Raw genomic sequence first — 25,795 nt, 5'->3', positions numbered from 1 at the left:
TCACTACGCTCAACTGACCACTACCGGATGACTTGGAAACCAAACAACCGAGTCTCCATCAAACCCAGGGCGGTTCACCACCCAGATTCCAGGTGCCGGCCCCAGACGTTTCGTATTCGGAGAAGTCGGCCTGCCACAACCGGTTCCGCCTCGTTGGTGGGGTAATGAACGTCTCTTTACGGAGTCCTGCCAAGAGACGGACCTCATGGGTGTAATTGGCCGGTAGACACAGCCCATTACGGGCTAGGACCCGATACATGGTCGAGTCCGACACCGGCCCGGGGTCGATCTCGTCGATGCCGACCCGTTTCAACTCGGCGAGCTTGCGATGCCCCCACCCATCCCAATCGGAAGCGAGTACCTTTGCATCGATTTCGACAGCGTCTTGGGCCGGTGTCGGCCACGGACCCTTGGTGTCGGTGCTCGTCGCCCGCCACCGATACCACGACGAACGAGGAATCCCCAGACGTTGACAAAACCGGGTGACCGTCATGTTGGCGTCCCGCCGTGCCGTTTCGAGCTCCTCGAAGCCGGGTAAAGAGCCCCCCCTTTACGCCACAAACGAAGCTCCACATGTGCTTCACCCAACGCCGAGGTCAGCTCCTCAATGTCGGCCTGGAGTCGCTGCTCCCGGCTCGAACCGCCGACACGGCCACCCGCCGCGATCGCCGCCTGGCCACCATCTAGGAACCGGTCCCGCCACTTCGCGATCGTGGTCTCTGATACCCCTTCACGACGTGCTGCCGCAGCAATCGTGACCTCACCACGCAAAACAGCCAACACAATCCGGGTCTTCTCCTCCACAGACTTCAACGGAGGCTTCGACATGACTCTCCTTCAGATCAGGTCCCAACAATGACCTGTCCCACAAATCATGACACGCGGCAAACTCGCCCAACGTCACGACTACCCCATCACGCCCAGCAACATCGAACCCCTCCACCCGCCAGCCCCCAACGGACTCCTCGACCACCTCCCCGGCCCACTACCAACGATGTCCTGAACCCCATAGACGGTCTACAAACCGCCAACGATGTCCTGGACCTTCCCCCCTACTGCCTACTGCCTACTGCCCACTGCCCACCTGGCGCGCGCCCTCAAGACGGAGCCCAGCAGCGCCCAGAAGCTGATCTGTCCCTCCGCCAGGACCCGCCCATCAGGGCCGAGTACGACCGGAATTCGATGTTCATACCGATCGAACAACTCGTCGTCGGTCGTCACATCGCGTACACTCACCTCCGCACGTGCTATAACTGCCACGCGCAAAATGACTGGCGCGGCGGTCCGACATAGACCACACTGCTGCCTGGTCAGGAAATCGACAAAAAAAGATCTCAAGTTCCCACCTACGAAACCGATATTCGCGACGTCGAGCATCTTTGGTGCTCGATTGAGGGGCCACGACGGCGACCGTCGCACCCTACAACCAAGGGCACGTTCACGTCCGAAGTTGTAAGAGGAAAGCCTCCCAGCCCGCCCCTGCGGCGGAAGTTGGAGTGGCCCTTCTGGTTGAGACCTCCCTTCGGGGAGGTCTCAACGCGTCGAAGGTATGCTGCACCTCCGATGCGCCCCGGAACCACCATCGCCATCATCGTGCTGCTCGCCATCATCCTGATCGCTGCCGTTGTGCAGATCAGTCAGATCATGGCTTCCTGAGCATGACCCGGCTGCCCGACCGCAGCACGAAGAAATCGGCAGCGCTGCCACCACGAACCGCCAGCGCCAGCATCCCCGTCGAGTCGACGTGGAGGAGCGGCGCACCTTCGGCAACGTCGCCGTAGGACCGAACCCAGGTGGCGCTGCGCTTGAGCGGACCAACGACCACATCGACTGTCTCCCCAACGGAGACGCCGATCTGCCGGAGTTCGTCCGGGCCGGCATTGAGTTGGACGTTGCCGAAGGCGTCGACCCACCACGCCTCTCCTTCGACTGCCGTATCGCCCACCTTGGGAAGCGGCAGCATCATCGGCATGATGTCATCGGGGTGCACCGCAGGTCCGAGCTCATCCAGCGTCGCCTGTCCCGAAGCCAGCACGGCCGCAGCCGGAGCGAACCGATCGCGACCATCAAACGTCGCTCCCGAAGAAGGCAGGACGAGTTCGGGATTCTCGATGGTGACCGCCCTCAACGACCCACCGACCATCGCCGCAGCCGGCGACAATAACCCGTTGTCCGGCCCGACGAAGTAGCCCCACCGGGTCTCCGCGGCGATGGCCCTTCGTTCAGTCCCAACGCCCGGATCGACGACGGCCAGCGCTACGCCCTCCGGCAGGTATTGGATGGCTCGCATCAGGGACAGCGCACCGGACCTGACGTCGCCGCGCGGTACGCCATGGCTGACGTCGATCACGCGTACCTGCGGTGCGATGCGGGCGATGACGCCATGGACAATCCCGACGAACTCATCGTCGAGTCCGAAATCGGAGAGAAAGGAGATGGGGAGAGGTTCGGACATCGGCCGAAGCCTAGAGGGGACGCCGCGTACGGCAATAGGCAATAGGCAATAGGCAATGATTCATGCGCCGAGTGGCCAAGTACCATGTCGTTGTGTCGGAACAGCTTCATGCCCAACTCGCAGCAGACATTGCCGAGACCGGTGGCGTAGTGATGCTTGTCGGTGCACCGGATACCGGGAAGACGACGCTTGCCCATCAGATCATGAGCGAAGGCATCCGGGCCGGCCGATCGATCGGCTATGTGGACGCCGACGTTGGCCAGAGCACCGTCGGACCGCCCGCCTGTGTTGGGCTCCGGTTGGTCAACACCGCCGAAGACCTGGCCGATCTGTCCACAGCTGATGACCTCCGCTTCGTTGGATCAACGAGCCCCGAACGAATGGTTCTCCAACAGGTCCTCGCCACAGCCACACTGGTGGACGTTGCTCGCCGCTCGGCAAATCTCGTCGTCATCGATACCACCGGAGCGGTCTCCGGCGTGGTCGGTCAGACCCTCAAATACCACAAGATGGAGCTGTGCCGGCCGGAGCTCGTTGTGGCACTACAGCGTGGCGCCGAAATGGAACCGATCGTCGGGATGCTACGCCGGTTCTTCGCCGCCAGGGTCGAGACACTGCCCGTCCACCCCGATGTCGTTCCGGTGTCACCGGAGGTGCTCTCCGAACGCCGGCAGCAGGCGTTCGCCAAGGCCTTCAAAGCTCCGCTCGAGCGGTGGCGCGTCCGTCCAACCGTCTTTGCGCCCACTATCTCAGCCGGCCTTGATTTCGCCAGGCTCGACGGCATGCTGGTCGGCGTGCAGGACGGAGAAGGGCGCTGCCTCGGACTCGGTGCCCTCCAATACGAGGAAGATGTGCTGCGGGTAATCACTAACTGTGGTGAGGGGATGCAAGGACTCCGCCTCGGCTCCCTTCGAGTCGACCCGCTAGACCACCGCGTTCAGCGCGTAAACCTCCGTGAGGTTATGTTCGGTTTCGACCACTGATAGCGGTCAAGTCCTCCTGAATCCTGCCGATACCTAACGGGACACAGGCGGAGAACCGAATCATGTTTCGACGGATATTCATTGCATGGCTGCTTCTGGCGGTAGCTGTTGTAGGATCGGCGGGCATTGCCGGCGCCGCTTCCTCAGACGAGTCCTCGATGGTCGCACTGATCAACGCGGAGCGAGTAGCCAACGGCCAGAACACCCTCCAGGTCTACTGGGACCTCACGGACGACGCCCGGGCATGGACCGCGGTGATGATCGGTGCCGGCGAAATCTCGCACAACCCCAATCTGGCCGGCGTGACCTCCGGTTGGTCCTCACTGGGAGAAAACGTCGGTGTGGGACCCAACGTCGATCGTCTCCACAGTGCCTTCATGGATTCGTCGGGTCATCGGGCGAACATCCTCGGCAACTACAATTACATTGGAATCGGAGCCGATCGAGCTCCCGACGGCAACCTCTACATCACCGTGGTGTTCATGCTCGGCCCGGACGGGTTGGTGAGTCCACCGACAACGACAACGACGGCACCACCGACCACGACCACCACCACTGGACCCGGAGCCACCACGACTACCACCGCACCGCCACCTGCGGCGACAACCACAACGACGGCACCCCCGACGACTTCTACGACGCAACCCAGAACGGCCAGCGCCGCACCGACTCCGTTCTTCGCCGATGCGACGGTCTCCGCCGGGCACCTGTCCATCCATCAGCGGGTCGTCTACCCGTGTACAGAGGGCATGATCCTCGCACCGACCTCACGGATCTTCTGCGTCGTCTGAGCCGCGCCCTTGCCGACTGGAGGGACTCGCGACCCGCGACTAGAAACCCGCAACTCGCGACTAGAAACCCGCTACCCGCGACTGGAAACCCGCGACTCGCGACTAGAAAACACAAAGCCCAAGGAACCCGACCGGACGCTCCCCGCACTTCCCCTGACAGGTCGCACCACGGCCGTAGCACCTTGGGCTTTGCACTCCGAAACTACGAGTGATTCTGCCCCCCGTCAACCCCACTGCGAGTGGCGTTTTTCGCATTCCCGAACCATGTGGTTAGTGCTACCTGCTTCTATTCGCTGCTAATCGACGGGACAAACCCTGGTTATCCACAGAATCCACAGGTTTCCACAGGGGCTTGTGCACAAGCCCCTGTCGACAAGTTTCTGAAGCAGATTTTTCGCGCAATCTCGGCGCGACGAGCGACCAGGACACGGCCGTTATCTAGCGGCAACTTGGGCCTGTTGCCCATCGCCCGTCACCAGAAGTCGAGACCGGCCGGCGGAGATCAGAGGATGCCGTCGTAGAGCTCGAAAAACCGGTTGGCCGTCGCCTCCCACGAGAACAGGTCGGCGTGTTCTATCCCACCTTTGGAGAGCCGCAGGGCCAACTCCCGATCGTCCAGGACCGTGTTGATCGCAGCGGCGTAATCGGCCGGGTTCCAACCGTCGATGAGGTAGCCCGACTCGCCGTCTGCGACCGCGTAGGCGAGTCCGCCGACGTTGGCGGCAACCACCGGGAGCCCACACGCCTGCGCCTCGACCGCCACGAGTCCAAACGATTCGCTTCGCGATGGAACCAGGAGAACATCGGCCGCCTGGTAATAACCGGCCAGAGCCGGATGCCCGACCGGGTCGCGGAAGTCCACGCTCCCGGCCAGGCCGGCTTCCTCAACCGATGCCCGCACCAGGCGGAACTCGGATTGACCCTGTGTCCCGCTCGGCCCCCCAACGACCACCAATCTCGCCTCGGGATGCTGATGTCGGATCCGGGCGAACGCATCGACGGCCACATCGATGCCCTTGAGCGGCTGTACCCGTCCCACAAACAACACGACCGGCGTATCGCGCGGAAGGTCCAGTTCTGCGCGCCGCTCACGCCGGTCACCAGGAGCGAAGATGTCGTGATTGACCCCGGGTGGCGAGATGCACAAACGGGTCGGATCCGCGCCGTAATGAGCGAGGAGGTCTTCAGCTTCGATCGGCGTTGATGCAATCACGCAATCCGAGCCGGCCAGCACATCGTGTTCGGCGGCGATCCGTAGGAGACTCTCCGGTGGTTCATCCGCGCGCCTCGTCGCATCTTTCACCCTTCCAAGGGTATGGAATGAGTTGGCCAGCGGAATCCCGAGGCGGCGTTTGAGGATCAACCCCGCCCAACCGGATAACCAGTAGTGGGAATGTACGAGATCGTAGGCGACTCCGAAATCGGCGACGGCCGCCGCGAACGTCGACAGGTGGAGAGCCCCGGCCAGCTTCGGAAGCGGCTCGAGCGGCCCGGCGGTGACGTGCACCACCCGGTAGCCACCGGGAGCCTCCACGATGCCCAGGTCTTCGACACCGGTCCGCCGGGTGAACACGTCTACTTCGACTCCTCGCGACACCATCATCGAGGCCAGTTCGTTGATGTAGACGTTCATGCCACCCGCGTCACCCGATCCGGGCGGGACCAGAGGACAGGTATGAAAGCTCAGGAAGGCGACCTTCGAGATCACGTGACCACCGCAATTTCAAGGAGCGGCCGCTCGACTGCGCCGAGCCGGAACTTGTATGCCTCGTTGCCTTTCAGGAAGTCGAAGATCCTGTGCCCTGATCCGATCGCCTGCTCGATCATCGCGCCGAGCAACACCTGTCCAGGGGCGACCTGGCGCAGAGCAGGATCGAACGCAGAGTTGTAGAGGTAGTAGCCGTCTTCGTCTGCATACCCGAACGCAGCTGCGGCGACCTCACCGGTACCGGTCAATAGCGCGTCTACCCCCCAGCCGGGCAACTCGAGCAACGCTGAGAAGAGCTGCTCCATACCGGGCGTCATGAATCTGCCTTTCTCGCCTTCAGAACGACGATGAAATTCGACGAATCGCTTGAAGATGGTGCCATCAGCGATCGCCCTCTGCAGAGAGAACGGACCCTCTTCCATCTCAAAGCGACGGCGCTTTCTGCGCAACTCGTGTCTGTCCTTCTTTCCGATCGAGGTCAGATACTCATCAAAGGTGGGCGGCAACGCGAGTACGGCCGCCACGTCGTGCACCGTTGGGGCAACGCCGATGCCCGCCCGGCGGAGGCCGGCCGCCAGCGGATGGGCGGCCTCACTAGGCAACGAGTCGAGGACGATCCGGGTGCCGGAAGGAAGAGACCGCACCACCTCCCCGATCAGGTCGCCGGATCCGGGACCAAGCGGACTGCGATAGTCGACAAGATCCCGATGGCCGACGAATCCGAGGGTGTCGTTCACGATGGTCAGCACAGTCAGTGCGTCGGTGGACTCGGCGATAACCAGCTGCTCTCCTTCAGCCTGCGTGTTGTTCCACAGGGTGGCGAGGAAGTCGGGCCCGGCGAACGGTCCGACAGCGTTGGCAACCGGCGCCAGTGAGAATCCCCTACTCGTCCAGTCCGTGTGCGTGATCATCGAGTGAGCTGCAGCGTAGGTTCCATATGCCCGACCGGTGAGCCGCCGCCCAGCACGGGCGGTCGCGCCAGCTCTGCCAGATGGTCGGGCGCCGTCCCGACCAGCGCGCCAAGTTGATCGAGAGCGGCGATCATTGCCACACCGGCGCCTCGCTTAGCGCCATCCCACACCTTCACCGCCACGCCCATCTGGTTGCGGATGGCGACTCCGAGGAGGCCTTCGGCACCGCGTTTGGCTGCCGCATCAATCGACCGGCCGATGGCCGCGTCTGCCCCGTCGATTCCCGAGGCGAGCATCGGGAATCGGTGCATCGCCGTCCATATCTCCGCCAGCCGGGAATCGGAGGCGAGAACGGCAAACGCCCGCGCCAGACCGATGGTGGAAACCCGAAAGACCGGCGCCCCGCAACCGTCCACTCCGACCGGTCCCGGGTCTTCTCCCGTAACCTCGGCGATCAATGCGAAGTTGGCTTGCTGAATGGGGCTCTCCGGATCCAGGTACGACTCGATCGGCCAGCCTCGCGCTGCGCAAGCACGCAGCATGGCCGCGTGTTTCCCGGAGCAATTGTGCCAGATGCGTTGCGGGCCCGGCGCGCCGGCAACCCGGCGGGCGGCCTCGGGAGAGAGCGGCCAGGCGGGCGGGCACCGCAGGTGGGACTCGTCGAGTCCGGCGTCGGACAGGATGGAACGGGTGATGGCGACATGTACCGGATCGCCGCCGTGGCTGGCGGTGGCCACCGCCACGAGTTCGGGGGACATATCTCCCCCATACTGAAGGGACGTGTAGGTCTGGAACGGTTTCACGGCGGACCGGGCAAAGAACCGTCTGTCGATCTCGCCGGATGCCGCCAGCAAACCGCCTTGCCGATCAACGGCCGCTACCGCGCCATCGTGGGTTGCCTCAACGACCCCCGATCGTACGACCCTGGCGATCATCCCTGATCAGTCGGCGAGAAGATCGACGCCGTCGATCACGCCGTCCTTGTATCGACGGGTGATCTCGGCCTGAATCTCGTCGAACACCTTTTGAACGTTCTGGCGCTGAACCGAGATCGACTCCTCGGTCTCGGCGAGGAGTCCCTGCATCTCATGGAGTTCCTCTTCGCTCAGGTCCGGCATACGCGTGAGGAAATCATCACCCAGCACCTTGTCGACCGGGCGATGTCGCTCGTCGGGTAAGTCGGGGGAGAAGATGGCGGGGACGCGGCCGAGCGGCCCGGTCCGTTCTCCCGATCCGAGAATCTCAGGGAGGGCCTCGATGAGAGAACGAGTCTCTTCACCGGACCGGCGGCGGAGCTCGAACGCCAGAAGATCCATTCGACCGTGTAGGAGTCTCCGGTAGTAAGAAAGCTCCGTTTCGACCTCGTCGGTCATCTGCCGCAACTCACGAATCGAGTCGAGATCGGCGCTCTCAAACCCGGCCAGGAATTCGTCGTCGAGGATCTTGTCGATCCGTCTGCGATGCTCTCCGTTCACCTCACTCCTCTCAACAATTCCTAGACAAAGTCGGATACGGGTTCACTGCCGGCCGTGAGCTGCCCCCCGGGTGAATCTGAAAATGCACGTGCGGGGCGCCACCGCGGGCGTTACCCGTGTCACCGTTGTAGGCGATCTCTTGACCGATCGAGACCCTCACCCCGTCGGTGATCCCGGGAGCGTATCCACTGAGGTGAGCGTAGTAGAAGCTCACTCCGTAGTCGGAGTCGAGCCAGATCGAGGTTCCACCCAATCCGCCGGAGCGGAGCCGGACGGTCCCGTTCGCAACCGCCACCACCGTGTGACCGTAGGCGGCGAAGACATCCGTGCCCTTGTGGGTCCTTCCGCCCGAGCGTGGGAATCCCCAATCGTTTATGAACGACACGGGGGCGGGCATCGGGCAGATGAATCCGGGAGTTGCCTCGGCTCCGATGCCGCCGCCGCCGCCGCCGGCCCGGGCCGCCTTGAGCGCCCTCTCAACGGCGAGCTGGCGTTCGTATTCCTGACGAGCGGCCCGGCACTCACCATCGAGCTCATTGAACGCAGTCGTCACTTGTCCGACCAGTTCGAGCTGACTCTGCGCGATGGCGGCCAGCTCTGCCTCGATGATGTCGAGCTCTTCCTTCTGGGTCACGAACTGCGCCTGGAGTCCGTCGAGCGTCCCCTTCAATGCCTGAAGTCGTTCGAGAGCAACGACGTCATCTTTGGTGGCGGCGTCTAGATACGCCTGACCGGTGATCACGTCCTCTACCGAATCGGCATTGAACAACATACCGGGTTGCACCGACCCGCCCGCCATATACATGTCGACGGCCCGCTCGACGACCCGGACGCGGATCTCGTCGATTTCATCGACATGATCATCGATGGTGGCCCGTAACCCGAGTTGCTTGTAGGAGATGTCGTCCCGTTGCCAGTAGGCCTCCTGATGGGCCGCCGTGGCGGCATCCAGCTGCGCTTGCGCCTCGTCGAGCACAGCCTTGGCAGTCTGTGATTCGGCACACGCCTCGTCGACCTCGTTCTTCGTGATCGAGGCAGCCGGCGCCGCGCTGAGCAGCAGCGAAGCGAGGAGAAGCAGGGCAAGCAGCGTTCGCGCTGCCACAGAGCGCAACATGTGTATCCAGGGTACCTTCCGGTCGGTAGAACCGGAAGGATGTACGCCGGTCGCGGTCGCTAGTCGCTAATGGCCGGCCAGATCGAGGAAGGCCTCCAGGATCGCCAGATCCTCGAGGAGAACCCCAGTGCGAACCTCGAGGTCACTCGCCGCGTGATAGTCGGGGTTATCGAGACGCCACAGAAACACGGACGGCACCCCGGCTCGGGCGAAGGCCTCGTGATCGGAAATATCACCCCTCTGGTCACGCACAACGCTGATTCCCAGCGCAGCTGCCGCCTCAACAATGAGCTCGGCGGCCCTCGGATCCGAGTCGAGGTAGGTGGCGGCGAGGATGCGCGAACCGACTCCGATCATGTCGGCGGAGACCATGAGGTCGGGAAGGTCGCCACTCTCTTCCATTTGCCCGGCCAACAGCCGCGAGCCGAAATGGTGAACGGTGCGTTCATAGCCGATGAGAACTTCTTCGGCTCCGAAGAAGACCACGGTCACGCGCTGATCCGGCGGAGGCGATTCGGCCAGGCGCCGCGCCAGCTCGAGCAGTACCACGGTTCCGCTGCCGTTGTCGTCGGCGCCCGGGGAGGGCGGCTTCGAATCGTAGTGAGCCCCGAGCAGGACGTGCCGATCGCCGGTGCCAAAGCGTGCGATCACGTTGAGTGAGGTGTTTCCGGTGGGAAGCGGAACCTCCCTCAGTTCAACGATGACGCCGGCACTTTCCAGCGACTCGCTCAGAAACGCCGCGGCCATGGCTTCCTCGGCCGACCCCGCTTCGCGTACCCCGAACGCGACGAGTCCGGCGAGGTCATCCTCCATGCGCCCGGCTGCGCCGTTTCTGTCGAGAGGAGTGGTGGGGGTCGCCGACAAGGCCGAAACCGTCGACAAGGTCGAAACCGTCGACAAGGTCGAAACCGTCGACAGGGTCGATGATGGGATCGGGGTCGTCTGGAGGCTCGATACAACGGCCGTCGTGGTGGTGGATGCCCCGGACTGCGCCGTCGCGTCGGAGGATCCTATGCCGCCGCCGCTGCATGAAGCGGTCAGGAAGGTCGCAACGATCGGCCACAACACTCGGCGCATCCCGTCAACGTAGTGGTCTCGCCTCCGGTGGCCAAGAGCGAGCGTGTATCCCTCGCCACCCCACTGCCGCTATCCTCGCCGCCGCAATGCGTACCTTCTTCGCCGTTGGTCTCGGTGGGGCCATCGGCTCGATGGCCCGCTATGCCGTTGGCTCACTCCTGGGACGCAGGGAAGGTTGGGACTACTGGATGGCCACCATGGCCGTCAACGTGACCGGCGCGCTGGCGCTCGGCATCCTGGTCGGGTTCTTCGGAGACCACGTCACGGACAACAGCGCGGTGCGTACGGGCCTCACTGTTGGGCTCCTCGGCGGATACACCACCTTCAGCACATGGATGGTCGAATCGATGGATCTGGTGGGAACCGGGCGGATCGGCGCGGGCGTCGTCAACGTCGTGGTGGCGGTGGTTGCCGGCCTGGCCGCCGCCATTGCCGGCCTAGCGATCGGCCGCACTCTGGCCGTGTGAGGCCCACCACCAGCAACCCGCGACTCGCGACTATAAGACGAGCTGCAGTATCGGGTAGAAGGCCGCCGCCGCCAGCGCCGGGCCGTCGATCAAAGTCAGGTAACCGGGCGGATGGTCGACCAGATACACCTCACCCGTCCTCACCATCGCCCCGAATCCCCGCCCTGCGATCAAGGCGAGCGCCACGACGACCCCGACGAACAGAAAGGTGAGGATGCCGAGATTCCACAACCAGGCAGCCAGCACCGCTCCCGTCACGGCCGCCAGTGCCCCGGCTGCAAACGGATCGAGGAACCCGATGCCTTTCCCTCTACCGGCCGCCCACCATGCCGCCGCCGAGAGAATGATGATGACCAGAAACGCCCCCACCCGTGCGCGCCCGTCCGGCGACAAGCGGGTGAGCACCAACGATCCGATTCCGGTACCGGCGATCACCTGAGCCAGTGCCGTGTTGGCGACCGCCATCACATCGCGAGCCTGCGGAGCCACGATCGCCCAAACAAAGGCTGCGACGAGGGCGAAGACCACGACCAGGCCGAGTCCGACGACCCCCGACGTATTGTCTGCCATCCCGTACGGCGCGATAGCCCCGACGAGAATCGTCGCCAGCAGCGGAGGGAGTTGCAGGTCGACGCCGGCCATTCGCGCCGAATCGACGAGATCGACGGCCCATACGGCTCCGACGGCGACGAGCGCAGTCACGAACCATTCTGGAGTGGCAGGGAGGTTGGCCAGAATCAGCACGGCAACTGTGACCAGGGGGGCAAACACGTGCAAGTCGATGCCGGCGATGACACTTGTCTCGGCTCCGCCCGAAACCGGAGGGATCAAGGCAACTTCATCCTGGTCGTCGACGGCGTCCTCGGGCACAGCCGGCTCACCGTTGACCCACACACGGGCACGTCGCATGCTTCGCCGGAAGTCGAGGCCGTAGGATTCGGCTGCTTTCTCGAGCAAGTCCCCGACGGTATCCGCCTCGAGTTCCACCACAGATGTTCCGGCGAGTTCTCGCAGGTTGGCAAACAGGCGCAATCGCGCCATCGATATCTCCGTGTCTCTTGTCCCGCCTCAGGCTACCGGTTCGCCGGTGCCTCCGGCATCATCTGTCGCGGCCGCCGGGGTTGAGGCGCTAGACCCGGCCCGGCGCGGCCCGCCGAGATTCGAAAGGATGTTGACCCCGGTGGCGTTTTCGATTTGTTCCGTTAGCTTGATGACGGCTGCCGGAAGCTGCGACATCACCGCGGGGATACCCGGTTCTCCGGAGCCCGAGTCGATGATCGACACCCGATCGATGGACACGCCCTCGACTGTGCCGACGATCCTGTCGACCAGGTCGGGCAGCATGTTCAGAACGAAGATCTGCTGAGCATCCTCGCCGGCCAACTGGTACTGCTCGACCAGGCGCCTGAACACGTCGATCTGTGCAGCGCCGTCCTCGATGATCGAGGCGGCTACACCTTTGGCGATGAGCTCCTTGGCCTCCTTCTCCGCCCGGGCCGGTGCCACGATGTCGGCCTCCAGCCGGCGCCGCTCGAGTTCAATTCGCTCGTGCTGGAGTTCTTGTTGAGCGATCGCCCGTGCCTTGTCACCGGCCACTTTGGCCTGCTCCTCCTTGATGAGGGCATCGGCTTCGAGTTCGGCCGTCCGCACACGCAGGGCGTTCTCACGCTCGACGATCAGTAGGTCCGCATCGGCCCTGGCGACCTCCGCCCGCCGGCGGGAGTCGGCCTCGCTCTCCTGTGCTTCTGCCTGACGCTCGGCTTCGGCAACCCGGGCTTCCTTGATGACCTGAGCCGTTCTCCGCCTTCCGACCGAATCGAGGTACCCGGCTTCGTCTGTCACGTTCTGGATCTTGAGAACATCGAGATCCAGACCCAGGATTCTCATATCGTCGTCGGCCTCTTCAATCAAGACGGAGGCGAACTTGAGCCGATCCTCGTTGACTTCTTCGGGAGTGAGAGTGGCGAGAACCCCGCGCAGGTTGGCTTCTAGCGTCTCTTTGGCGATCTGCTGGACGTATCCGATCGGGCGACCGAGGAACCGTTCAATTGCGTTGTCCAGCACGCCTTCCCTGCTCGAGATCTTCACATCGCCGACGGCCTGTACGTTGAGCGGGATCGAACCCTTCGAGTAGGCGTTCGTCACGGACAACTCGATGGCGATCGTATTGAGATCCATCCAATCGACCTTCTCCAGCAACGGGATTCGTATCGTGCGCCCACCCCGGATGATCCGGTACCCGCGGGCGGTACCCTCTCCGTCCTGCCTGGAACGCCCGGAAATCACACTTATTCGGTTTGGCGGGCAGATGACGATCAGGCTCCGGATGGCCAGCAGCACAACCACGACCGCTGCCACGATCAGGCCCGCCAGTGTCAACACAACTTCCATGGTTCACTCCTATTCGTCCAGGTTCAACTGCCCTACCAATGCGGTTCCATTGTCGATCTCGACCACAACCACCTGCGCGCCGATCTCGTAGGATCCCCCTCCGAACCCCCGCGCGGTGACGTAAACCGGTTGGCCGTCCACATCGACCTCGATCCGACCTTTCTGGTCATCCGAGATCGGAACGACGACCTTCGCCCTGGATCCCCGCAGGTCGGCATCGGTCGTGAGTGCACCCGTCGACGACCGCCGCAGGTATGCGTACAGCCGTGAGTGGAGATACCCGGCAAACAGGCCCATGCTCACTGCAAGTAGGAACGTGGGAATGGCGTGTAGGCCGAGTCCCCGCAAGATCAGTCCGGTGACTCCGAAGAAGGCGAACAAGAACACGAGTGCCCGGAAAGAGAAGATCGAAAGCACGGCATCCGCCACTCCTGATCCGGCCGAGGCGACGACGGAGGCGTCTACGTCTGCATCCGCATCGAAGTCGACTTCCAGATCAGCATCGAAATCGGCATCGGCGGAGAAGAAGAGAAAAAACAGAACGAATGGCCAGCCGACCAGCGTGGCAAATAGGTAGACGCTGAACATGATCGGTCCTCTCGATGATCTCCTCAGCCAACCTACCAGCAGGTGAGCATCTGCGATTCGCGATCAGAGGTCACCGGCGGCGTCCGCCCGCAACCTCCACAGCACATCGGCGACCAGGATGGCCATTCCGGCGGCGACCGGTGAAGCGACCAGGACTGCGACGATCACCCAACCCGACAGATCATCGAGCCCGGGCACCAGAAGCGCCAGCACGAGTATGGGTACCGCCCGGGCGGCGATGTGGGTGGGCGACGTCGACGGGACCGCCAGGGCCCATCCGAGCGCCAGGGCCGCCGCAACCAGACCGGATGAATTCAACAACAAAAGGGCCACCCCCAGAGCCAATGCGGCAGGAGCGGCCACTAGAGCACGCGACATCGACCCTTGCTGGGTTGAACCATACGCCGCCACCCATACGGCAACTGCGATGCCGATCGGAGCAATCACCCACGCAGCAATGCGAAGGGCCTCTCCCATCATGTGGGTGACCGAGATCGAGTGGTCGAACATCCAGCCAATCCCGGACACGCCGCCGGCAATCAGCGAGGCCAAGCCTACGATCGCGCCGCCGACAATGGCCGCCGCGAATGCCCACAAAACAGCAACACCGAGCGGCCGCGCCACTCCCGCGACAGGGAACGGCCTGAAGAACCGCCGGTTCGAATCAGTCATGGCCTACAGAGTGCCAGATCGACGGCCCGTTCGCCTCTCTCACGAGCGGAGGAAATGGCCGATCACCTTGATCAGACGCTCGGTGCGGTCCTCCGTCACGAAGTGCCCGGAATGACGAAGGCGGGTGTGCGGTTGACCCACAGCCCCGGGAATGGCGGCTTTGAAGACCTCCTCGGTTCCGCTGCTGATGGGGTCGAGGTCGCTGAAAGCGGTCAAGAACGGCTTCTTGAACCGGCGAAGCGATCGCCACGCGTCCCGGTTCTCAGCAGCAGAGGGATCGTCGGGATGGATCGGCACCAGCGACGGCAACGCTCTGGCGCCGGACTTGAACGATTCGTCGGGAAACGGCGCGTCGTAGGCAGCAATCACCTCCTGGGGCAGATCGACAAAGCATCCGCCGTTCACGATCTGCCCGACCGGCAGCACCGGCATGTTGTGAGCCATGAGCTGCCACGTCGCAAACTCAGACGACATCACCTGAGTTCCGGTCGGAAGTCCGGCATTCATCGCGATGACTCTGGCGAACCTCCGAGATCCCCTGGCCACGACGCGGAGGCCGATCAGACCGCCCCAATCGTGGACGATGAGCGTGACCCGACGGGGGTTCACTGCCTCGAACCAGGCCGCGGTCCACTCGACCATGCGCTCATAGGAGTAGTCGTCGATCGAAGCTGGCTTGTCCGACCGGCCGAATCCGACCAGGTCGGGAGCAAGCACCCGGTACCCGGCCCGGACGATCGGAGGGATCAGATGCCGAAACAGGTAGGACCAGGTTGGCTCTCCGTGCATCAGAACCACACACGGGGCTCCGGCCGGGCCCTCGTCGATTGAGTGGATTCGAATGGCAGGGCCCCACTCGTTGGGGATCTCCACGTAATGCGGCTCGAACGGGAAATCGGGAAGCATCTCGAACCGCTTGTCCGGAGTACGGAGAACCTTCATCTCTACACCTTGCACACGCCGGCGTTGCGCGCAGCCCGCCGGTCGCAACCGCGACCGAGGCCCCCTGCTCAACCTACCGAACGGTCGGGGTCGGTTTCCCGGGCCAAACGACCCTTTCGACGTTGTTCCGTCAGGGAAACTCGAGGGTCGGCGATTGGCAACCCGGCGCCCCTCGTCCAGGGCGAGGAGCAATACCCGGATTACACCAGCGGGTCGCGCTTCGGCGCAGCCTTTTCGCGTTTCTCGGTGAGATCGACGAGCTCATCGTTGAGGTCGATCACCGGGTCGGGGACCGATCCGGAGGTGGGGAGATCGATGAACGTTTCCCGCGGCTCGCCTTCGACATCAGGGTCGAAGGCCGACATCGGGCTTCTCCTGCCTTGAGCCTGGATCTCCTGCCCGATACGAATATCAACATGGCCCGTTCTTTGCCGGCGGGGAAGGTCGACGAACGTGGCTCCAGATCGGGGCCGCTCTCGAGGCACCACCGGTGCCGGGCGCACCTCTTCGGGAGCTTCAGAGCGCACCGCGATTCGATCGTCGACCTCTTCCCGGCGACTCGAGCGAGCGAAGAAGACCATCACCAGGCCCACCGTCAGCACCACGAGAGCCCCACCGATGATGAGCCATCCGGCCGCCCCACCGGACTCAACGGACTGCGCAGCAAGCAACGGACCGACCATCGTGCTCTGCCGCATGTTGTTTGATCGGATGTGAACCCCTCGATCGATCTACGAAATATATCCGAGATTGTCTCCAAAGGGGGTGATCATTTCGTGTGCAAGAAAGCCGCGCGACCGGATCTCGGCCGATGGCCGTCCTTGGAGTTCAGGACCACGGATCGGCGGGCAACGAAGCCAAATCCTCTTCAGATGTGAGATCGACGACGACGTCTCTCAAGTCGAGGACCGTACCGACCGCCGGTTCGGACTCGAGTTCGGTCAGGTCGACTACCACGACAGGATGGTCCGGATACGGCAGGGGCGGAGCATCGGCCGCGCCGTGATCGGCGAGCGGCAGACGGGGAAGTGAGTCGCCCGACGCAGCGGGACCAGGCGGCGCGGCGGGTGCAACTTCGTCGAGGCGCACCACTCGCCCGCCCGGCGGACCCTGTCGCGGATCTTCAACGACTTCCACCGGATAGTCCCGACGTGCGAAGAGACTCGACGGCATCTCGGCAATACTTGGCCGTCCCCTCGACCAACTCAGGGATGCCACCAGTCCGATCACCACTGTGACGATGGCAAGAAGAGTCAACCATCGCCAGTCGGTGAACCCATCCAGAACCTGGGCAACGCGCCAACTCACAGTCGAACCCCTTGTCTCATCGGACGTCTGACGGCTCCGCTGAGCTTATCGAATACGGCCGGCTCCTGCAGACCAGGGCTCGCGAAAACCCGGGTCGAGCATGGTTTTCGCGCCCCAAGGTGTCTGCGATACAGTGTCGAGCGCTTCCCCCGGCACACCAGACGACAGGTTTGGCTCGCCGTTTCCCGGTTTGACAAGAAAGCCACGTGTCATGCGCGGAATAGCACGCACCGGTGGTTGACGACTTCCACGCGTGTAACTACATTCGAGTAACACACCACCAGATGTCGTGGTCAGAGAAGCCATCGACCACTACATGTAGTGGTATGTCTGGAAAAACGTTGCAGACGCTGTACTCATGTGTCTGCCTGATGGGCCCCGCCGAGCGCGGGGCATTCGGTCCCCTGGGGCATGGCGAAGGGGACACTGGAGAGGGAGAAACGACATGGGCCAAGGCCTGCGGATCAGCCGGCGCTTCACGCAACCCGGCGCCGACCCATACGAGAATATCGCTTGGGAGCATCGCGATTCGAGAATCAGCAACCCGGACGGTTCGATCGTGTTCGAGATGACCGATGCCGAGATTCCGGCCTCCTGGTCTCAGGTTGCTACCGACATCATGGTGTCGAAGTACTTCCGCAAAGCCGGCGTCCCGCAGTACGACGCCGACGGCCGTGAGATCCTCGATGAATCCGGCCACCGGGTCACGGGACCTGAGCGATCTGCCAAGCAGGTCTTCAACCGACTCGCAGAGACCTGGCGATTCTGGGGCCAGACGAAGGGCTACTTTGCCGGCGAAGACGACGCGCAGGCGTTCGAGGACGAACTCAAGTACATGCTCGCCAAGCAGATGGCTGCTCCGAATTCTCCGCAGTGGTTCAATACCGGCCTGTTCCACAATTACGGGCTGACCGGACCGGCTCAAGGATTCTGGTTCGTCGACGACGAGACCGATGAACTCGTCGCCTCCCCCGATTCCTACTCGCGCCCGGCTCCCCACGCCTGCTTCATCCTCTCCGTAGGCGACGATCTCGTTAATCCCGGCGGCATTATGGACCTCTGGGTGCGAGAGGCCAGGATCTTCAAGTTCGGCTCTGGGGCCGGGTCGAACTTCTCAAATATCCGTGCCGAGAACGAGCTCCTCTCTGGTGGAGGCAAGAGCTCCGGCGTCATGTCGTTTCTCAAGATCGGCGATCGGGCCGCCGGCGCGATCAAGTCGGGCGGCACGACGCGTCGCGCCGCCAAGATGGTGATCCTCGACGTCGACCATCCCGATATCGAAGCATTCATCAACTGGAAGAAGGTCGAGGAGGACAAGGCCAAGATCCTCATCCAGAACGGCGGTTTGCCTGCGGACTTCAACGGCGAGGCGTACGCAACCGTTTCAGGTCAGAACTCGAACAACTCTGTTCGCATCAGCAACGACTTCGTGCAGGCAGTCACGGAAGACGGCGACTGGCACCTGACGAACCGTAAGGACGGATCGATCCGCAAGACGGTCAAGGCCAGGGACATCTGGAGCCAGATCGCCAACGCCGCCTGGGCGTGCGCCGATCCGGGGCTCCAATACCACACCACAATCAACCAGTGGCACACCTGCCCCGCCGGCGGTGAGATCAAGGCCTCCAACCCGTGTTCGGAATACATGTTCCTCGATGACACGGCCTGCAACCTGGCCAGCCTCAATCTCGTCACGTTCTATGACGACACCACTCATGTCTTCGATATCGAAGCCTATGAGCACGCCATCCGGTTGTGGACGGTCGTGCTCGAGATCTCCGTGGCAATGGCCCATTTCCCCTCGGAGGAGATTGCGCGCGGTTCGTATGACTACCGGACGCTCGGCCTCGGATATGCGAACCTCGGCTCGCTGCTGATGCGCCAGGGAATCGCGTACGACTCCGACGAAGGTCGTGCGATTGCAGGGGCGCTCACCGCCATCCTGACCGGAAATGCCTATGCAACCAGCGCCGAGATGTCGGTCGCGGTGGGGCCGTTCCCGAAGTACCACGAGAACCGCGAGTCGATGCTGCGGGTCATCCGTAACCACCGGCGGGCTGCCTACGGAGCCACCGACTTCGAGGAGATCGGCCACGAAGTCATGGCGGTCGACGACACTCAATGTCCCGTCGACCTCGTCACCGCCGCTCGTTCTTCGTGGGATCGGGCGCTCGACTGGGGCATCGAGGTCGGGTTCCGGAACGCACAGGCAACCGTCCTGGCCCCGACCGGCACGATCGGCCTGCTGATGGACTGCGACACCACCGGCGTCGAGCCCGACTTCTCCCTCGTGAAGTTCAAGAAGCTGGCCGGCGGCGGCTACTTCAAGATCGTCAACCAGTCCGTCGCTCCTGCTCTGGCTGCGCTCGGATATCAAGATGCCCAGATCGAGGACATGGTCAACTACCTCGTCGGGACCAACACCCTGCTGGGCGCCCCGCATATCAATCGTGAGTCACTCACCCAAAGAGGTTTCAGCGGCGACGATCTCACCAGGATTGAGAAGGCGCTGCCGACTGTGTTCGACCTTAGGCACGCCTTCTCGCCGTACGTGCTGGGAGAAGAGACACTCGAACGGCTCGGATTCTCACACGAGTGGGATGGTTCGGTCGATTTCGATGTGCTCACGAGGCTCGGTTTCTCGCGCTCGCAGGTCATCGAAGCCAACGACGCCATCTGCGGCCGGCAGACCATTGAAAAGGCTCCGCACCTCGCCGACGAGCATCTTCCGGTGTTCGACACGGCCAACCGCAATGGTCGCTACGGGACCCGGTTGATCCATCACGGCGGCCACATCAAGATGATGGCTGCGACCCAGCCGTTCATCTCCGGGGCCATTTCGAAGACGATCAACATGCCTCATGAGGCAACCCCTGAAGACATCCAGGGCGCCTATGAGCTGTCCTGGCGACTCGGTCTGAAAGCGATGGCTCTCTACAGAGACGGCTCGAAAGCTTCGCAACCGCTGTCGTCGACGACCGACGAGGCCGACAACGAGGAACAGGACCAGGACATCAACGCTGCCCTCCAGCAAGAGAAGGCGCTGGCCTGGGGGCAGATCCCCGCCGGCCTCTCTCCGACGGAGGCGTACGAACAGGGGATGCAGCCGCCTCGCTTCCTGCTTCCTGCGCGCCGGATGGGGTTCACGCAGGAAGCCCGGATCGGCGGGCACAAGGTGTTCTTGCGTACCGGAGAATACGAGGACGGGACCTTGGGTGAGCTGTTCATCGACCTCGCCAAGGAAGGCGCCACCTTGCGCGGCATCCTGTCGTGTTTCGCGATCGCGGTGAGTAAGGGTCTCCAATACGGTGTTCCGCTCGAGGAGTTCGTCGACACGTTCGTGTTCCAGACCTTCGAGCCGCGCGGCATGGTCGAAGGACATCCAAATATCAAGATGGCGAACTCAATCGTCGACTACGTCTTCAGGGCGCTCGGCGTCGAATACCTCCATCGGGATGAGCTGGCACAGGTACCACCAATCCGACCCAGCGAACTGCCGGAACCACCGAAGGGCCTGGCTGTGGAGGCCGGCGTGCAGTTGGACCTCACCGAAGCGGCGATGGAAGGCCAGATCGATGCTCAGATCGAAGCAGCCCGATTCGTCGACTCGCCGGACTCCCGGCCGAATGGTTCAAACGGAAGTGGCACGCTGGTGCACACCTCGTCCAATCCTGGTGGATACGGGCGGCGGGAAGCCGGCGTAGCCGCTACCGCAACTGCCACGAAGACGGCGATGGGAACGGCGACCGATGTGAGCGACGCGCCGGCATGTCCCAACTGCGGGAACATCACCATGCGCAGCGGTTCATGTCATGTCTGTCTCACGTGCGGCGAGACTACGGGCTGCTCGTAAGACGAATCGGCGGGAGGCGCGACACGAGGCGTCGGCAACGGCGCCTCTGCCGCGTGGTCATTCCTACGCCGGGGTCTCCGACACCTTGGTCGGCAATCGCAGAATATAGGTGCTGATCGCAAGCGCCAGCATCACAAGTCCGACGCGGACGGTCGAGTTCGAGACTGCGAAACCAACCGTGATCGAGAAGGTGGCGGCTATGGCGATGATGGACAAAACCTTGGAACGCGCCGTGAACCCGAGTCCGGCGCGCCAGTCCCGGACGATTGGGCCGAACAGCCGATGTCCCACCAACCACTGATCAAATCGCTCTGAGGACCGGGAGAAGAAGTACGCGGCCAGCAGCACCGGGCCGGTCGTGGGAATTCCAGGCAGAACGATGCCGATGATGGAGACGCCGAGACTCAGGAACCCGAGTCCGGCCAGCATGATCCGAGTTGAGCGGCGCCTTGCCTGTTTCGCCATGGTGAGGAGCATATCGAGTTGTGTTCCAACAGCATGTCGGAACGGCGGTTCACCGGAGGGCCGTCAATCGGACGATGCGATGCAGCGTTATTTATCCGAGCGTCGCGCCTTGGACAAACCTGAATTCAGTCGCGCCCGGGTCCCGTCGAGGAGCCGGCGCGCCCAAACGAACTCGCCGGCGAGAATCGCCAGGCCCGGCAGGATCAGAAGGAAACCGGGGACAAGCGGCAGGAACAAGCCGAGGATGCCGACGATCAGAAGCAGCCCGCCGACCGTCGTGACGACGATGCGGACGACCAGATGGCGTTGCGACTTCTCCTGCATCATCACACATTGCCATATACGCAAGGCAATGCCGGACCGCAGCGTTGGTCCCGGCCCAGACGATCAGGACCTCGCCGGAAAGAGAGACGGTGGCGTTATCCTCAGAACGGATGGCACACGACACGATCCTGGTCCGCATTCGCGGACGCGACGCACCCGGCATCACCGCCGGGTTGCTCGATATCTTGTCCCTCGGCGGCGCCCAGGTACACGATATGGAACAAGTCGTCGTTCGGGGCCGGCTGACGCTCGACCTGCTCGTGGGGCTGTCCGAGGAGCATCAGACACTGAAGGACCTCTTGTTCTTCGGGTGGCAGCGAGGGATCGAAATCGAATTCGACGTTGTCGACGACCAACCGGTCCCTCCGATCGGCCCCCGCTACGCCGTCACGCTCCTGGCGCCGGATCTATCGGCCGATGCACTGGCCGGAGCTACCGCCGCCATCGCCGGGGCGGGCGGCAACATCGATCGCATCCTCCGGCTCTCCGACTACCCGGTCATGAGCTACGAGTTCATAGTGTCGGGAGCAGACTTCGACCATCTCCGCAAGGGACTCCTCGATGCTTCGCAAGCGTTCCGGCTCGATATCGCAGTGCAACCCGAGGGCCTGCAGCGGCGCGCCAAACGACTAGTGGTCCTCGATGTCGATTCGACGTTGATCGAGAACGAGGTCATCGACCTTCTCGCCCAGGAGGCCGGCCGGGTCGAGGCGGTGGCCGCCATCACCGATAGGGCCATGCGCGGCGAACTCGACTTCGAGGCGGCGCTGCGATCACGTGTCGAGACACTCCGGGGCCTCGACACGGCGGCACTCGAGCGTGTCGCCGCGAAGATCTCCCTGACGCCGGGAGCCAGGACGTTCGTTCGCACCCTCAAGCGCCTCGGCTATGAGATCGTGTTGGTCAGCGGCGGGTTCGAGTTCTTCGTCGACGCGCTGGGGGCGGACCTCGGAGTAGACCACACCTTCGCCAACCGGTTGGTCATCGAGAACGGAACCCTGACCGGAGAGCTCGAAGGGCCAATCATCGATCGCGCGGGCAAGGCCGAGGTGCTGCGCCGGATCGCCGCCGAACGCGGCATTCCCGTTGAGCAAACGGTCGCGGTCGGCGACGGCGCCAACGACCTCGACATGCTCGCCGCCGCCGGATTGGGTATCGCCTTCAATGCGAAGCCCCTCGTGCGAGCGGCGGCGGACACCGCCGTTTCGGTTCCCTACCTCGACGCAATCTTGTTCCTCCTCGGGATCCGCCGGGACGACGTCGAAGCAGCAGATGCCGCCGACCCGACCTTCGACAGGGAACCCAGACGAGGTCCAGCCCAGACCTGAGGTTTTCTCGGCAATGCTGTGTACGGTTTTCGCGCCATTGCATTGCGCAGAAAACATCAGGGAGTTTCTCGGCAATGCTGTGTACGGCTTTCGCGCCACTGCATTGCGTAGAAACCTCCGACTAACCGAAGCCGCGATCGTCCTGCTTGAGGGCCGTGTCGACCGAGAGCGCGGTGGCAACAACCAGCGACAGCAAGGGCTGCGACAGACGGCTGTGGATCTGCACCACGTAGTTGTCGGCCGTCGTGAACATCGTCTTGGCCAGACCTTCCCAGGTCTTCGTGATCCTGGCCACCTCACTACCCGTTGCGTCTTCTATGCGGAAGTTCCAGGCCCGCCAGTTCTCTGCTTTCACGGCACCGAGTTCCTGGCCGTTCGACTCGAGTCCGAAATTGATCTTGCCGATCATGTTCCGCTGGACGATGCGACCCAGCTCTCGCCCGGAACCATCCTCGACTACCACTGTGGACTTGAATACCTTGGCCGGACGGGTGAGTCTGAGTACAACGGTGCCGGACATATCGGTGATCTCGAGCCGGTGGGTCAGGAACTGGTCCACGGATGAGATCAGGCGCATCGCTTTCTTCAGCGTTGACTGCCCGACTTGGTTGACCGAGCCGATCTGTTTGCCGTTCTGGTCGAAGACGCCGTACTGATTGGTCAACTCGATCAGCTTGGCCTTCTGATTGACCACCAGCACCGGCTCGCTGAAGAGATCGCCTCCACCGCTACCGGGGCTTTGGATCCCCGCACCGTCGTAACCGCTCCCGGTCACCTGCCGGCGAATCTTCTCCGGATCGGACGCATCGTCGAGCGTGAGCGCGGCGTCTAGACGGTCGAGTCCGTCGGTTGGATCGGTCGATTGCACGCCGTTGTCCGCAACATGTTCGGTCCAGGTGGAACCGTTCCAGTAACGGTATTGGTGACGCTTGGTGGGATCGGCGAGCCAGCCGGCTTCGATAGTCATAGCCAGATAGTGGTGCCTGGACGTGCCCGTGGCAAGCGCGTTCCGGCAATCATCAGGCGGGAGTCGTAATCTGCCTGCCAACCAATCGAGAAGGACTAATGAACATTCCGCCGAACGTCGATGAGCGCCTCGGTTCCGAGCCGCTCATCTGGATGACCACCGTGACCACGACCGGGCGCCCCCAGCCTTCTCCGGTCTGGTTCCTGTGGAACGGCGAAGACATCCGGATGTTCAGCAAAGACAACACGGCGAGGCTGAGCAACATCGCAGGCAACCCGCACGTCTCCCTCAATCTGGACGGTGACGGACGCGGAGGAGCAATCGTTGTCATCGAGGGCACGGCGCAGGTCGAGCGCGACCATCCCCCGGCGTGGGCAATGCCCGAGTACATCGAGAAGTACCAGTCGTTCCTCAACCGTTATGGATGGACGGCGAAGAGCTTCTCCGCCGACTATCCGGTACCCATAGTCATCCGACCGACCCGCCTGCGCTCCTGGTAGCACACCCGAGGCAGCTTTGTGAGCCGCCCAAGGTGACCTCAGGCTCGGGCCTCTCGCAACGACTCCTCGAACACGGACAGGGTCTTCGCCGCGTCTTCTTCGGTGTGGGCGGCACAGAGGAACCACGGCTCGAGCGCATCATCGACCGGAAACACTCCCTTGCCGATCATCCTGCGGATGACGTCCCCGTACAACTCCTCGTCATGGTTGGCCGCGTCCCGGAAATCACGAGGCGGCTCGTCGGAGAAGACGAGCCCGAACATGGCGGGGACACCCGGAACATGGGCCGGCACGCTCTGCTGTGCGCAAATAGCGGCGAAGCCTTCCATCAGCATCCGTCCGACCGTCTCGATCCGGGTATACGGCTCACCCGTCGCCAGCTTGGCGATTGTGGCGCCGGCCGCCGCCACCGCGACTCCGTTGGCCGAGTAGGTTCCTGCCTGAGCGATCCCGCCCTCCGCCCATCCCTTGATAGCGTCGCCTCGCCCGGCAATCGCGGCCACAGGAAACCCGTTCCCCATGGCTTTCGCAAAGGTCCCGAGATCGGGATCGATTCCGAAGTACTCACCGGCTCCACCGAGGCCCATGCGGAAGCCCGTCTTGACCTCATCGAAGATCAACACGGACCCGTAGTCCGTGCACAACCGGCGCAGGCCCTCGAGGAAACCGTCTTCCGGCATGATGCCAAAAGCGTTGCCGAGCATCGGCTCAACGATGACGCCCGCAATCTGGTGACCCTGGTCTCTGAATAGCCGCTCGACACCTTCCAAGTCATTGAACGGCAGCACCCGTATGTACGACCGGATGGTCTCCGGAATGCCGGACGAACTCTGCCAGGGAACCGGCTGCGAGCGCGAACCGAGTGCAGCGGGCGGAGCACCGGCTGTGGAGAACATGACATAGTCGTGGACGCCGTGATACTGGCCCTCGAACTTGAGGATGACATCACGACCGGTGACGCCTCTCGCCAGCCGGATGGCGTGCATGGTCGCCTCGGTGCCGGTGTTGCCGAAACGAAGCTGCTCAGCCCATGGAACGGCAGCTAGAAACTGCTCTGCAGCTTCGACTTCCCGGCGCTGGGTCATCGCGAACGTTGTGCCGGCGAGAGCAGCTTCCGACACGGCGGCGGCAACATCCGGATCGCCATGACCAAGGATGACGGGACCGAAGCCGAGCTGGTAGTCGATGTAGCGATTGCCATCCATGTCGATGACGTGGCCACCTTCCCCGTGGTCGATGACCATCGTGTCGTCATCGCCCCAGTATCGGAACTGGCTCGACACGCCATTGACCAGCGCCGCCTTGGCTCGACGGAACCAGGCCGCCGTCTGTTCACCCTGCAACCCCATGAGTTCTCCTCCTGCCATGGATACAACGGACTTTCGATTTCAATGACTCAGCGTCGGCGGACAAAGCGACACGAAAAACTCAGACGGAAGCGTTGACTGCGTGGCGATCACAATGCTACCGATGCTC

Annotated in this window: 28 protein-coding genes; 7 read left to right on the top strand and 21 right to left on the bottom strand. The window is 63.0% G+C overall.

Annotation, left to right across the window (positions count from 1 at the left end; translation table 11 throughout):
- Nucleotides 1-58 precede the first annotated feature (58 nt).
- The 4 genes from P1T08_05325 to P1T08_05310 all read right to left on the bottom strand — a co-directional run bounded on the left by P1T08_05325 (nucleotide 59) and on the right by P1T08_05310 (nucleotide 2,455).
- Entirely contained in the window at nucleotides 59-493 is a 435-nt protein-coding gene (locus P1T08_05325; protein MDF1595503.1) for a hypothetical protein, read from the bottom strand.
- Nucleotides 490-828 carry a transposase gene (locus P1T08_05320; protein MDF1595502.1) on the bottom strand — a complete coding sequence of 113 codons (339 nt, stop codon included), beginning with the start codon at nucleotides 826-828 and terminating at the stop codon, nucleotides 490-492. Before P1T08_05320 ends, P1T08_05325 begins: the two co-directional genes overlap by 4 nt.
- Nucleotides 829-1,059: 231 nt before the next feature.
- Nucleotides 1,060-1,377, bottom strand: a complete 318-nt coding sequence (locus P1T08_05315) for a glutaredoxin family protein (GenBank protein ID MDF1595501.1) — start codon at nucleotides 1,375-1,377, stop codon at nucleotides 1,060-1,062.
- A 265-nt stretch (nucleotides 1,378-1,642) separates the two neighbouring features.
- Nucleotides 1,643-2,455 (bottom strand): SAM-dependent chlorinase/fluorinase, encoded by an 813-nt coding sequence (locus tag P1T08_05310; protein ID MDF1595500.1) that lies wholly within the window; start codon nucleotides 2,453-2,455, stop codon nucleotides 1,643-1,645.
- Between the two features lie 92 nt (nucleotides 2,456-2,547).
- On the opposite strand from P1T08_05310, the gene P1T08_05305 reads away from it, so the two are divergent.
- Together P1T08_05305 and P1T08_05300 are read left to right on the top strand one after the other, a co-directional pair.
- The gene (locus P1T08_05305) at nucleotides 2,548-3,438 is read left to right on the top strand and encodes a Clp1/GlmU family protein (GenBank protein MDF1595499.1); all 891 of its coding nucleotides are present in this window, start codon (nucleotides 2,548-2,550) and stop codon (nucleotides 3,436-3,438) included.
- Between the two features lie 62 nt (nucleotides 3,439-3,500).
- A complete protein-coding gene (locus P1T08_05300; GenBank protein MDF1595498.1) occupies nucleotides 3,501-4,229 on the top strand; it encodes a hypothetical protein in 729 nt (242 codons plus the stop codon).
- A gap of 502 nt (nucleotides 4,230-4,731) precedes the next feature.
- Here the strand turns inward: P1T08_05300 and P1T08_05295 are convergent.
- The 6 genes from P1T08_05295 to P1T08_05270 form a co-directional block, all read right to left on the bottom strand.
- Complete coding sequence (locus tag P1T08_05295; protein MDF1595497.1) at nucleotides 4,732-5,937, bottom strand: glycosyltransferase; 1,206 nt, start codon at nucleotides 5,935-5,937, stop codon at nucleotides 4,732-4,734.
- Nucleotides 5,934-6,848, bottom strand: a complete 915-nt coding sequence (locus P1T08_05290; GenBank protein MDF1595496.1) for a GNAT family N-acetyltransferase — start codon at nucleotides 6,846-6,848, stop codon at nucleotides 5,934-5,936. The genes P1T08_05295 and P1T08_05290 overlap by 4 nt, the downstream gene beginning before the upstream one ends.
- Nucleotides 6,845-7,783 carry an asparaginase gene (locus P1T08_05285; protein ID MDF1595495.1) on the bottom strand — a complete coding sequence of 313 codons (939 nt, stop codon included), beginning with the start codon at nucleotides 7,781-7,783 and terminating at the stop codon, nucleotides 6,845-6,847. Before P1T08_05285 ends, P1T08_05290 begins: the two co-directional genes overlap by 4 nt.
- A gap of 6 nt (nucleotides 7,784-7,789) precedes the next feature.
- Nucleotides 7,790-8,323 (bottom strand): hypothetical protein, encoded by a 534-nt coding sequence (locus P1T08_05280; protein MDF1595494.1) that lies wholly within the window; start codon nucleotides 8,321-8,323, stop codon nucleotides 7,790-7,792.
- 10 nt (nucleotides 8,324-8,333) lie between these two features.
- A complete protein-coding gene (locus P1T08_05275) occupies nucleotides 8,334-9,437 on the bottom strand; it encodes a peptidoglycan DD-metalloendopeptidase family protein (GenBank protein ID MDF1595493.1) in 1,104 nt (367 codons plus the stop codon).
- A gap of 66 nt (nucleotides 9,438-9,503) precedes the next feature.
- Entirely contained in the window at nucleotides 9,504-10,250 is a 747-nt protein-coding gene (locus P1T08_05270; protein ID MDF1595492.1) for a M28 family metallopeptidase, read from the bottom strand.
- On the opposite strand from P1T08_05270, the gene P1T08_05265 reads away from it, so the two are divergent.
- Both P1T08_05265 and P1T08_05260 read left to right on the top strand, forming a co-directional pair.
- Nucleotides 10,249-10,527 (top strand): hypothetical protein, encoded by a 279-nt coding sequence (locus P1T08_05265; protein ID MDF1595491.1) that lies wholly within the window; start codon nucleotides 10,249-10,251, stop codon nucleotides 10,525-10,527. The two genes, P1T08_05270 and P1T08_05265, sit on opposite strands and share 2 nt — an antisense overlap.
- A 73-nt stretch (nucleotides 10,528-10,600) precedes the next feature.
- A complete protein-coding gene (locus P1T08_05260) occupies nucleotides 10,601-10,981 on the top strand; it encodes a CrcB family protein (GenBank protein MDF1595490.1) in 381 nt (126 codons plus the stop codon).
- 30 nt (nucleotides 10,982-11,011) lie between these two features.
- On the opposite strand, the gene P1T08_05255 is transcribed toward P1T08_05260, so the two are convergent.
- From P1T08_05255 to P1T08_05225, 7 genes are all read right to left on the bottom strand, one after another.
- Nucleotides 11,012-12,022, bottom strand: a complete 1,011-nt coding sequence (locus P1T08_05255; GenBank protein ID MDF1595489.1) for a MoaD/ThiS family protein — start codon at nucleotides 12,020-12,022, stop codon at nucleotides 11,012-11,014.
- Between the two features lie 27 nt (nucleotides 12,023-12,049).
- Nucleotides 12,050-13,372, bottom strand: coding sequence for an SPFH domain-containing protein (locus tag P1T08_05250; protein ID MDF1595488.1), 1,323 nt, complete (start codon nucleotides 13,370-13,372; stop codon nucleotides 12,050-12,052).
- A 9-nt stretch (nucleotides 13,373-13,381) separates the two neighbouring features.
- A complete protein-coding gene (locus P1T08_05245) occupies nucleotides 13,382-13,960 on the bottom strand; it encodes a hypothetical protein (protein ID MDF1595487.1) in 579 nt (192 codons plus the stop codon).
- 63 nt (nucleotides 13,961-14,023) lie between these two features.
- Entirely contained in the window at nucleotides 14,024-14,632 is a 609-nt protein-coding gene (locus P1T08_05240; GenBank protein ID MDF1595486.1) for a hypothetical protein, read from the bottom strand.
- Nucleotides 14,633-14,671: 39 nt separating this feature from the next.
- On the bottom strand, nucleotides 14,672-15,574 hold the full coding sequence (locus P1T08_05235; protein MDF1595485.1) for a haloalkane dehalogenase: 903 nt from the start codon (nucleotides 15,572-15,574) through the stop codon (nucleotides 14,672-14,674).
- A 200-nt stretch (nucleotides 15,575-15,774) separates the two neighbouring features.
- Nucleotides 15,775-16,272 carry a hypothetical protein gene (locus P1T08_05230; GenBank protein MDF1595484.1) on the bottom strand — a complete coding sequence of 166 codons (498 nt, stop codon included), beginning with the start codon at nucleotides 16,270-16,272 and terminating at the stop codon, nucleotides 15,775-15,777.
- A 130-nt stretch (nucleotides 16,273-16,402) separates the two neighbouring features.
- The gene (locus P1T08_05225) at nucleotides 16,403-16,882 is read right to left on the bottom strand and encodes a hypothetical protein (GenBank protein ID MDF1595483.1); all 480 of its coding nucleotides are present in this window, start codon (nucleotides 16,880-16,882) and stop codon (nucleotides 16,403-16,405) included.
- Nucleotides 16,883-17,327: 445 nt separating this feature from the next.
- On the opposite strand from P1T08_05225, the gene P1T08_05220 reads away from it, so the two are divergent.
- Nucleotides 17,328-20,735 carry a vitamin B12-dependent ribonucleotide reductase gene (locus P1T08_05220; GenBank protein MDF1595482.1) on the top strand — a complete coding sequence of 1,136 codons (3,408 nt, stop codon included), beginning with the start codon at nucleotides 17,328-17,330 and terminating at the stop codon, nucleotides 20,733-20,735.
- 63 nt (nucleotides 20,736-20,798) lie between these two features.
- Here the strand turns inward: P1T08_05220 and P1T08_05215 are convergent, their stop codons facing one another.
- Both P1T08_05215 and P1T08_05210 read right to left on the bottom strand, forming a co-directional pair.
- Nucleotides 20,799-21,200: a YbaN family protein gene (locus P1T08_05215; protein MDF1595481.1), complete on the bottom strand. Its 402-nt coding sequence runs from the start codon at nucleotides 21,198-21,200 to the stop codon at nucleotides 20,799-20,801.
- Between the two features lie 87 nt (nucleotides 21,201-21,287).
- A complete protein-coding gene (locus tag P1T08_05210; GenBank protein MDF1595480.1) occupies nucleotides 21,288-21,527 on the bottom strand; it encodes a PGPGW domain-containing protein in 240 nt (79 codons plus the stop codon).
- Between the two features lie 107 nt (nucleotides 21,528-21,634).
- Here P1T08_05210 and serB point away from each other — a divergent pair, with 107 nt between their 5' ends.
- Nucleotides 21,635-22,852, top strand: coding sequence for a phosphoserine phosphatase SerB (gene serB / locus P1T08_05205; protein ID MDF1595479.1), 1,218 nt, complete (start codon nucleotides 21,635-21,637; stop codon nucleotides 22,850-22,852).
- Between the two features lie 121 nt (nucleotides 22,853-22,973).
- Here the strand turns inward: serB and P1T08_05200 are convergent, their stop codons facing one another.
- Entirely contained in the window at nucleotides 22,974-23,819 is an 846-nt protein-coding gene (locus P1T08_05200; protein ID MDF1595478.1) for a phospholipid scramblase-related protein, read from the bottom strand.
- A 98-nt stretch (nucleotides 23,820-23,917) separates the two neighbouring features.
- Here P1T08_05200 and P1T08_05195 point away from each other — a divergent pair, with 98 nt between their 5' ends.
- The gene (locus P1T08_05195) at nucleotides 23,918-24,319 is read left to right on the top strand and encodes a TIGR03667 family PPOX class F420-dependent oxidoreductase (protein ID MDF1595477.1); all 402 of its coding nucleotides are present in this window, start codon (nucleotides 23,918-23,920) and stop codon (nucleotides 24,317-24,319) included.
- A 38-nt stretch (nucleotides 24,320-24,357) separates the two neighbouring features.
- Here P1T08_05195 and P1T08_05190 read toward each other — a convergent pair whose 3' ends face one another.
- Nucleotides 24,358-25,686 (bottom strand): aspartate aminotransferase family protein, encoded by a 1,329-nt coding sequence (locus tag P1T08_05190; GenBank protein ID MDF1595476.1) that lies wholly within the window; start codon nucleotides 25,684-25,686, stop codon nucleotides 24,358-24,360.
- Nucleotides 25,687-25,795: the final 109 nt, after the last annotated feature.

It is taken from the genome of Acidimicrobiia bacterium, assembly GCA_029210695.1.
Taxonomy (GTDB): Bacteria; Actinomycetota; Acidimicrobiia; order Spongiisociales; family JAHEDJ01; genus JAHEDJ01.
Note: the sequence above shows the minus strand (reverse complement) of the source record. Positions and strands in the feature narration are given on the sequence as shown.

Bases quoted from the DNA above. Each gene is read 5' to 3' on its own strand.
- serB (MDF1595479.1), top strand. From the start codon at position 21,635: ATGGCACACGACACGATCCTGGTCCGCATTCGCGGACGCGACGCACCC.
- P1T08_05220 (MDF1595482.1), top strand. From the start codon at position 17,328: ATGGGCCAAGGCCTGCGGATCAGCCGGCGCTTCACGCAACCCGGCGCC.
- P1T08_05310 (MDF1595500.1), bottom strand. From the start codon at position 2,455: ATGTCCGAACCTCTCCCCATCTCCTTTCTCTCCGATTTCGGACTCGAC.
- P1T08_05245 (MDF1595487.1), bottom strand. From the start codon at position 13,960: ATGTTCAGCGTCTACCTATTTGCCACGCTGGTCGGCTGGCCATTCGTT.
- P1T08_05290 (MDF1595496.1), bottom strand. From the start codon at position 6,848: ATGATCACGCACACGGACTGGACGAGTAGGGGATTCTCACTGGCGCCG.
- P1T08_05250 (MDF1595488.1), bottom strand. From the start codon at position 13,372: ATGGAAGTTGTGTTGACACTGGCGGGCCTGATCGTGGCAGCGGTCGTG.
- P1T08_05195 (MDF1595477.1), top strand. From the start codon at position 23,918: ATGAACATTCCGCCGAACGTCGATGAGCGCCTCGGTTCCGAGCCGCTC.
- P1T08_05325 (MDF1595503.1), bottom strand. From the start codon at position 493: ATGACGGTCACCCGGTTTTGTCAACGTCTGGGGATTCCTCGTTCGTCG.
- P1T08_05235 (MDF1595485.1), bottom strand. From the start codon at position 15,574: ATGAAGGTTCTCCGTACTCCGGACAAGCGGTTCGAGATGCTTCCCGAT.
- P1T08_05240 (MDF1595486.1), bottom strand. From the start codon at position 14,632: ATGACTGATTCGAACCGGCGGTTCTTCAGGCCGTTCCCTGTCGCGGGA.
- P1T08_05265 (MDF1595491.1), top strand. From the start codon at position 10,249: ATGCGCCCGGCTGCGCCGTTTCTGTCGAGAGGAGTGGTGGGGGTCGCC.
- P1T08_05200 (MDF1595478.1), bottom strand. From the start codon at position 23,819: ATGACTATCGAAGCCGGCTGGCTCGCCGATCCCACCAAGCGTCACCAA.
- P1T08_05190 (MDF1595476.1), bottom strand. From the start codon at position 25,686: ATGGCAGGAGGAGAACTCATGGGGTTGCAGGGTGAACAGACGGCGGCC.
- P1T08_05320 (MDF1595502.1), bottom strand. From the start codon at position 828: ATGTCGAAGCCTCCGTTGAAGTCTGTGGAGGAGAAGACCCGGATTGTG.
- P1T08_05255 (MDF1595489.1), bottom strand. From the start codon at position 12,022: ATGGCGCGATTGCGCCTGTTTGCCAACCTGCGAGAACTCGCCGGAACA.
- P1T08_05210 (MDF1595480.1), bottom strand. From the start codon at position 21,527: ATGATGCAGGAGAAGTCGCAACGCCATCTGGTCGTCCGCATCGTCGTC.
- P1T08_05315 (MDF1595501.1), bottom strand. From the start codon at position 1,377: ATGCTCGACGTCGCGAATATCGGTTTCGTAGGTGGGAACTTGAGATCT.
- P1T08_05230 (MDF1595484.1), bottom strand. From the start codon at position 16,272: ATGCGGCAGAGCACGATGGTCGGTCCGTTGCTTGCTGCGCAGTCCGTT.
- P1T08_05285 (MDF1595495.1), bottom strand. From the start codon at position 7,783: ATGATCGCCAGGGTCGTACGATCGGGGGTCGTTGAGGCAACCCACGAT.
- P1T08_05300 (MDF1595498.1), top strand. From the start codon at position 3,501: ATGTTTCGACGGATATTCATTGCATGGCTGCTTCTGGCGGTAGCTGTT.
- P1T08_05215 (MDF1595481.1), bottom strand. From the start codon at position 21,200: ATGGCGAAACAGGCAAGGCGCCGCTCAACTCGGATCATGCTGGCCGGA.
- P1T08_05270 (MDF1595492.1), bottom strand. From the start codon at position 10,250: ATGGAGGATGACCTCGCCGGACTCGTCGCGTTCGGGGTACGCGAAGCG.
- P1T08_05260 (MDF1595490.1), top strand. From the start codon at position 10,601: ATGCGTACCTTCTTCGCCGTTGGTCTCGGTGGGGCCATCGGCTCGATG.
- P1T08_05275 (MDF1595493.1), bottom strand. From the start codon at position 9,437: ATGTTGCGCTCTGTGGCAGCGCGAACGCTGCTTGCCCTGCTTCTCCTC.